Source organism: Pseudoalteromonas sp. JB197, from assembly GCF_002332205.1.
Classification (GTDB): domain Bacteria; phylum Pseudomonadota; class Gammaproteobacteria; order Enterobacterales; family Alteromonadaceae; genus Pseudoalteromonas; species Pseudoalteromonas nigrifaciens.
In genome coordinates this window covers 1-5,215 of sequence record NZ_NRGZ01000005.1, presented here as the reverse complement: position 1 = coordinate 5,215, position 5,215 = coordinate 1, and the positions used below count along the sequence as shown (strand labels likewise).

The following is a 5,215-nucleotide window of genomic DNA, read 5'->3' as shown; positions in this document are numbered from 1 at the left end:
GGCGGGGGCTAACGCGCTGCGCTTGTTGGCTCACAAAAACGTTTAAAATCGCCCAGAGGCGATTTTAATCCGTTTTTGGAGCTTGCAAAGTTGTGTCAGTGGAATACAATGTGTGTATACAAATGTAAATACAGGTGCGTTATGGCTACTATAAATATTCGTGTGAATGATGATCTGAAAGTGCGTTCTTACGCTGCGTTAGAAAAATTAGGAATAACGCCATCAGAGTTATTGAGACAAACACTGGAATACGTTGCACAAAGAGAAAAACTGCCGTTCAAGTCAGTGTTGCTAACAAGTGAAGATGAAGCGCTTATTGCTGTGGCACAAGCCCGTTTAGCTGATCCAAAAGCCGGAGTAAAGGTCTCGTTAGATGACCTATGAGTTAGAATTTGATCCCCGTGCGCTTAAGGAATGGCGTAAGTTAGGCGCAACCGTGCGTGAGCAGTTTAAAAAGAAGTTAGGTGAAGTACTGGAACAACCAAGGGTTGAAGCTAACCGGCTACGAGAACTCCCAGACTGCTACAAGATTAAATTACGTCAAGTTGGGTACCGGTTAATATACCAAGTGCACGATGAAAAAGTGTCTATCCTTGTTGTGGCGATAGGCAAAAGAGATAAATCAGAGGCGTATAAAGACGCTGGAAAACGAGTTTAACCGTTTTTTGATAAACAGTAGTTATTGCGTTTATGTTCTTGATTTCAAAGGTTAAATTTAAGGTTTTTCATTTTTGTTTCACTTGAAACAAGAATGAAAAAACCTGTGTCTAAAAAGATGAAATAGATTATTTATAAAGGCACCGGAAAACGAGTTTAGCCGTTTTTTGGTACTGGTACTGAATCTGAGTGTGAACCGGGTAAAAACAAACGCTTTGTTGGGCACAAACGGGGAGTTTGTACTGAGAAAACGTATTTAACATAAAAACCGGTATGGGCTATCGTGATACTTTTTCCGGTTCAGGTGGTATTTTTATCGAAAGGCATTTTTTTAGATGTTTTTAGGCACTTCAAGCTGCCTTGCTCAGCTCAGTTATTTGACGTAACCTAAGCCCTAATAAAACAAAACCCCGATTCGTACATCATCTTGGCGGAAGAATTACGATATCAGGGTTCGAGATAATTCCGAAAAATCGAAACTATATAATCTCAGAGAGAATAATAACACATGGATCATACTTCACAAGCCAAAACCGCCATAAGCGCGGTGAGAATTGAATAATAGCGCACAACAGCTTTCACTTTTTGAGCAGCGTTTACCCAAAAAACCGTACCATACCGATGAGTTCGCGAACGGCTTAGCGATTGCGCGTGCCCAGAACGCGATCAAATCACGTTACATCCAAGCGAATGGCCCGACGCATAAATACTGGTTGGTGTTTGACGTAGACAAACCGAATGCATCCTTAGATTGGTACGATTCAGGTGCGCCCGCACCCAATATCGTTGCAACAAACCGTGATAACGGGCATGCACATTTGATTTACGGCCTTGAGGTGTCTATCAGAACGGCACCCGATGGCCGTAGTGCTCCACTTCGCTACGCAGCAGCAGTAGAAAGCGCCCTGAGAGAAAAACTCGGTGCCGATATAGGTTACGCAGGCCTTATTTGTAAAAACCCCTTAAATCCACACTGGCAAGTCTCTACATGGGAACCATGCTTATATAATTTAGATTGGCTTGCTGACTATGTCGATTTGAGCGCCTACAGTGGCCGCAAACGGCTTCCTGATTACGGATTAGGGCGTAACTGTAACTTATTCGATTATCTCAGTACGTGGGCTTACAAAGCGATTAGGCAAGGGTGGCCTGAATACGAGCGTTGGCTCGAAGCGTGTTTAACCAGGGCTGAGGGCTACAATAAAAAAACGTTTAAAGAGCCACTACCGCAGAGTGAAATTAAAGCCACAGCTAAGAGCGTTGCGCGATGGACGCATAAGAACTTTAGCGCAGCTGGCTTTAGTGAATGGCAAGCAAAGCAGGGCGCAAAAGGCGGTAAGGTATCCAAAGGTGGTGGTAGACCCGCTGGGTCAGTGAAAGTAAATTGGGAGCTTTGGGAAGCTGTACGTAACTTGAAGTCACAAGGTTACGCGCATGCAGCAATCGCAGAGGATCTTAAAATATCAGCAAGCACAGTCAGTAAATATGCAAAAATTTTAAAATAGCGATCGCGAAAACAAGCCCTATCAGATAATAGCCCTTTTTGGGTTTGATTACATATTACAGAGAGGTGATTACTTTTGAGTAACTGTCGGAGGACATTAAAGTATGAAACTCGACAATAAATACTAAAACCATGACAATAAAGTTCGAAACTTTTCGATGCTATTTGTCGCAGTCTGCCTTTTGTTCTAACAAGCTTTTGCCCCAAAACGAGTTAACGTAAATGCTCTAAGGGCAGCTTTTAGCGATAACCGGTCATTGAGGTTGGCTAAACACAAGAGTTAGTTGATTGGTTAAACTACTCTTTGCGCATATATTCATGAAAATGAGCGATGCGCGCATATTGTTCCATTTAACTTTACTTAAAAGTTTTAGAAAACTTAGTGATAGTAATACCTTAGGTAATTTGTTAAAACTATATAATATAGAAAAGTGAGCGTTAAGTCGGCAGAGATATGCGCGATGAGCGCACTATTAAATTGTTAGCTGTATATTAACTTCTACCCGAAGAAGAGTGAGAGATTGTGACTGAAATTTGGACTATTCTGATACCTATCCTGATTGTAGACGTGATGAACCCAGTATTGTTTGCCTTTATGGTGTATGCTGCAGGCACAAAACACCCGGTTTCAAACAGTAGTGCAGTTCTTATTGGGCACGCTGTTGCTTACTTCATTGCAGGCTTTATCTTAGCGCTTGGACTTGAGCGAATTACCGACCGTTTAGCAAATCCGCAATTTGTTGATTATATTATCAGCTTGCTACTTGGAATCCTTTTATTGTGGGTTACATTCCGTCCAAAAAATAAAACAAAAAAGGAACAAGCTAAACCGGATGGAGTTCTCACTCCGGTAAAAGCATTCGGTTTAGGAGCAATCATCAACTTTGTAGGCATCCCCTTTGCTTTGCCGTATTTTGCTGCACTCAACCAAATTCTTAAGGCTGACCTGACGATTATTGATTCGGTTATCGTGCTGTTTGCTTACAACTTGCTTTATGCTCTGCCTTTCGTGATTGTTCCTGTTCTAGTGGCGATGAATGGAGAGCGCAGTCAATCTTTATTGAAGCGTATAAATCTAGTTGTAGAGCGCGCTAGTGCTTATCTTATGCCTGCTTTGCTTGCGATAGCTGGGTTCGCATTGGTTGGTGACGCAATCAAGTTTCTTCTTACTGGGAAAGGTCTTTTATGATTGTTGGGTGTTAAGAGTAAGTGTGAAGGAAGTTTGGGGTTTCTGGATGTAATTTGGTTGCCTTTTGTTGTGCGGCTAGGGGCCCCAGCTAACAAGGCGATGGTACGGAATTTTAGAAGCTCCGGCTTCGCCTCCACTTTTAAAATCCGCACATCGCGGCGTTATATGTACTTAGATATGGAGTTTCTAAATTGAAAGAAGTTGTAATAGATATACTTTTCGCTGGCTTATTTCTCATCCCATTAGCCCTTTATTTTTCTCCAAACCTGACTGATAAATGTATATCGACTTTTGAAAAGGCTATTGCTAAGAGTAATAACTATCTTCTTTCATTGCCTATTTCCGTATACTTAATTTATGAATTGTCTACTAAAAGTAATTGGGCTGCACAAATAGGCTTGGCAGTGGCATTTTTTATTTTCTTTACAATCTACGCGTCTGCTTTGTCATTCTTATTTAGATTCGCAGATACATATAACAAGCGCCTTAACTCCGACAATGATTAGTTGTCATGGTTTTGGCAAACAACGCAAAAAGCCACGCCAACACATTGCGTGTTAGGCGGGCGTTAGCGAGCAGTAAACAAACCCACAGGAGGGGTTAAAAATGGGTGAATGGTCTGAATACTTCGAGGATTTTCCTGAAGAGAATCCTGGCAATTATGTCGGTGGAAAGTTCGACCCAGAAGGAGCCAAAAGAGTTCGGGAGGCAGAGGGGAAACGTTCAGCAGCTAGCGCAGAAATCACGCAGATGCTCGCTAATGCTTGGAAGGCAGAGAAAGAACGGTCTTTTGTTCAGGTTGATGAATGTCCGCAGTGTGGGTTGGAGGCACTGAATACCTACAAAATCAAGGACACCTTCTATCTGTGCGAGTGTCAGGATTGCGGTATGTATGGCCAAGGTGGTAGTCACTCCGAGGCTTTAAAATCCGCTGAGGATGCTCTGGGCGATGGCCTAGATTGGAGAGATAACCCGGTGCCATGGAGTCGCTAACAAGGCCAGGCACGGCGACGCCTACTACATTGCGGCTTCGCCTCCATTTCGTAGCCGCGCATGCTGGCTGGCGTTACAAACGTCCGCAATTGGCACAGAGCCGTCCTTCAGCTCTAACTCATTTTTGTCCAAAAGTGAGTTTCAATCTTTGTTGTCACAATTTTTCTTTGGATAGGCACGTTGATTGAATCTAAGTTTTGATCTTTATTGTCATACATACCTTCTATTGACACGAAAGGAGCGGACTGGGAAGGCAAAAAAGTTTCAAACATTATTGTCTTCCGACAGTAACATAGAGTTTTTAGCTGATGGCATCATGTTATTTTTAAAGTTCAATATGGAAAATGGCCTTCTAAAGAAGAGAAAAAACAAGCGCACATAATCTTTCAAGGAATTAATCATGTTTCTCAGGAAACTATCGACTATTTGGCTAAATATTGGAGTGAGTCTAAGTTTTAGTTATCATCTTTTATCAAACTAGGGTGGTGCTGTTTAACGAATTTAAATAGTTCATCCTGATCTGTTCTAAGCGCATCTACTTGTCGTTTATAGCGCTGCATTGCTTTGCCGGCGTGAATTTTACTGAATTCTTCTTTTGCCTTTAAATCTTCCGCCTCGGATTGCTTGGCCTTTGCTTCGTTCACCAAGGTTATTGCTTCTCTTTTTAATTTTTCAGCACTGCGCCTTTCGTTTTCAGCTTCAATTAATTTTTGTTGAGCCCTATTTTGTAGCCTCTCTGCTTCTGCAAATTCATCGTTGAGTGCGTTTTTCGCGGTTTCTTCTGCACTATTAGCCTGCTCTATTTTGTTTTGTAACTGTTTTTTATATTCATTTAAGTCATGTTCGTTTTTAGCTTCAAGAGATTTGATTTT

7 protein-coding genes are annotated in these 5,215 nt (G+C 41.9%); 6 read left to right on the top strand and 1 reads right to left on the bottom strand.

Features of this window, described 5'->3' with window-relative positions; translation table 11 throughout:
• Nucleotides 1-141: 141 nt before the first annotated feature.
• The 6 genes from CIK86_RS19065 to CIK86_RS19040 all read left to right on the top strand — a co-directional run bounded on the left by CIK86_RS19065 (nt 142) and on the right by CIK86_RS19040 (nt 4,343).
• Nucleotides 142-384: a type II toxin-antitoxin system RelB/DinJ family antitoxin gene (locus CIK86_RS19065; RefSeq protein WP_096317128.1), complete on the top strand. Its 243-nt coding sequence runs from the start codon at nt 142-144 to the stop codon at nt 382-384.
• Nucleotides 374-658, top strand: coding sequence for a type II toxin-antitoxin system RelE/ParE family toxin (locus CIK86_RS19060; RefSeq protein WP_096317127.1), 285 nt, complete (start codon nt 374-376; stop codon nt 656-658). Before CIK86_RS19065 ends, CIK86_RS19060 begins: the two co-directional genes overlap by 11 nt.
• A 553-nt stretch (nt 659-1,211) precedes the next feature.
• Nucleotides 1,212-2,162 carry a replication initiation protein gene (locus tag CIK86_RS19055; protein ID WP_086994689.1) on the top strand — a complete coding sequence of 317 codons (951 nt, stop codon included), beginning with the start codon at nt 1,212-1,214 and terminating at the stop codon, nt 2,160-2,162.
• Nucleotides 2,163-2,684: 522 nt separating this feature from the next.
• Nucleotides 2,685-3,350, top strand: coding sequence for a GAP family protein (locus CIK86_RS19050; RefSeq protein WP_086994692.1), 666 nt, complete (start codon nt 2,685-2,687; stop codon nt 3,348-3,350).
• A gap of 191 nt (nt 3,351-3,541) precedes the next feature.
• On the top strand, nt 3,542-3,856 hold the full coding sequence (locus CIK86_RS19045; protein WP_076921750.1) for a hypothetical protein: 315 nt from the start codon (nt 3,542-3,544) through the stop codon (nt 3,854-3,856).
• 100 nt (nt 3,857-3,956) lie between these two features.
• Nucleotides 3,957-4,343, top strand: coding sequence for a hypothetical protein (locus CIK86_RS19040; protein WP_086994699.1), 387 nt, complete (start codon nt 3,957-3,959; stop codon nt 4,341-4,343).
• A gap of 455 nt (nt 4,344-4,798) precedes the next feature.
• Here the strand turns inward: CIK86_RS19040 and CIK86_RS19275 are convergent.
• Nucleotides 4,799-5,215: hypothetical protein (locus CIK86_RS19275; protein ID WP_218838346.1), on the bottom strand; the 417-nt coding region annotated here is incomplete at its 5' end.

Coding starts and splice junctions, on each gene's coding strand:
- CIK86_RS19065 (WP_096317128.1), top strand. CDS start 142: ATGGCTACTATAAATATTCGTGTGAATGATGATCTGAAAGTGCGTTCT.
- CIK86_RS19060 (WP_096317127.1), top strand. CDS start 374: ATGACCTATGAGTTAGAATTTGATCCCCGTGCGCTTAAGGAATGGCGT.
- CIK86_RS19040 (WP_086994699.1), top strand. CDS start 3,957: ATGGGTGAATGGTCTGAATACTTCGAGGATTTTCCTGAAGAGAATCCT.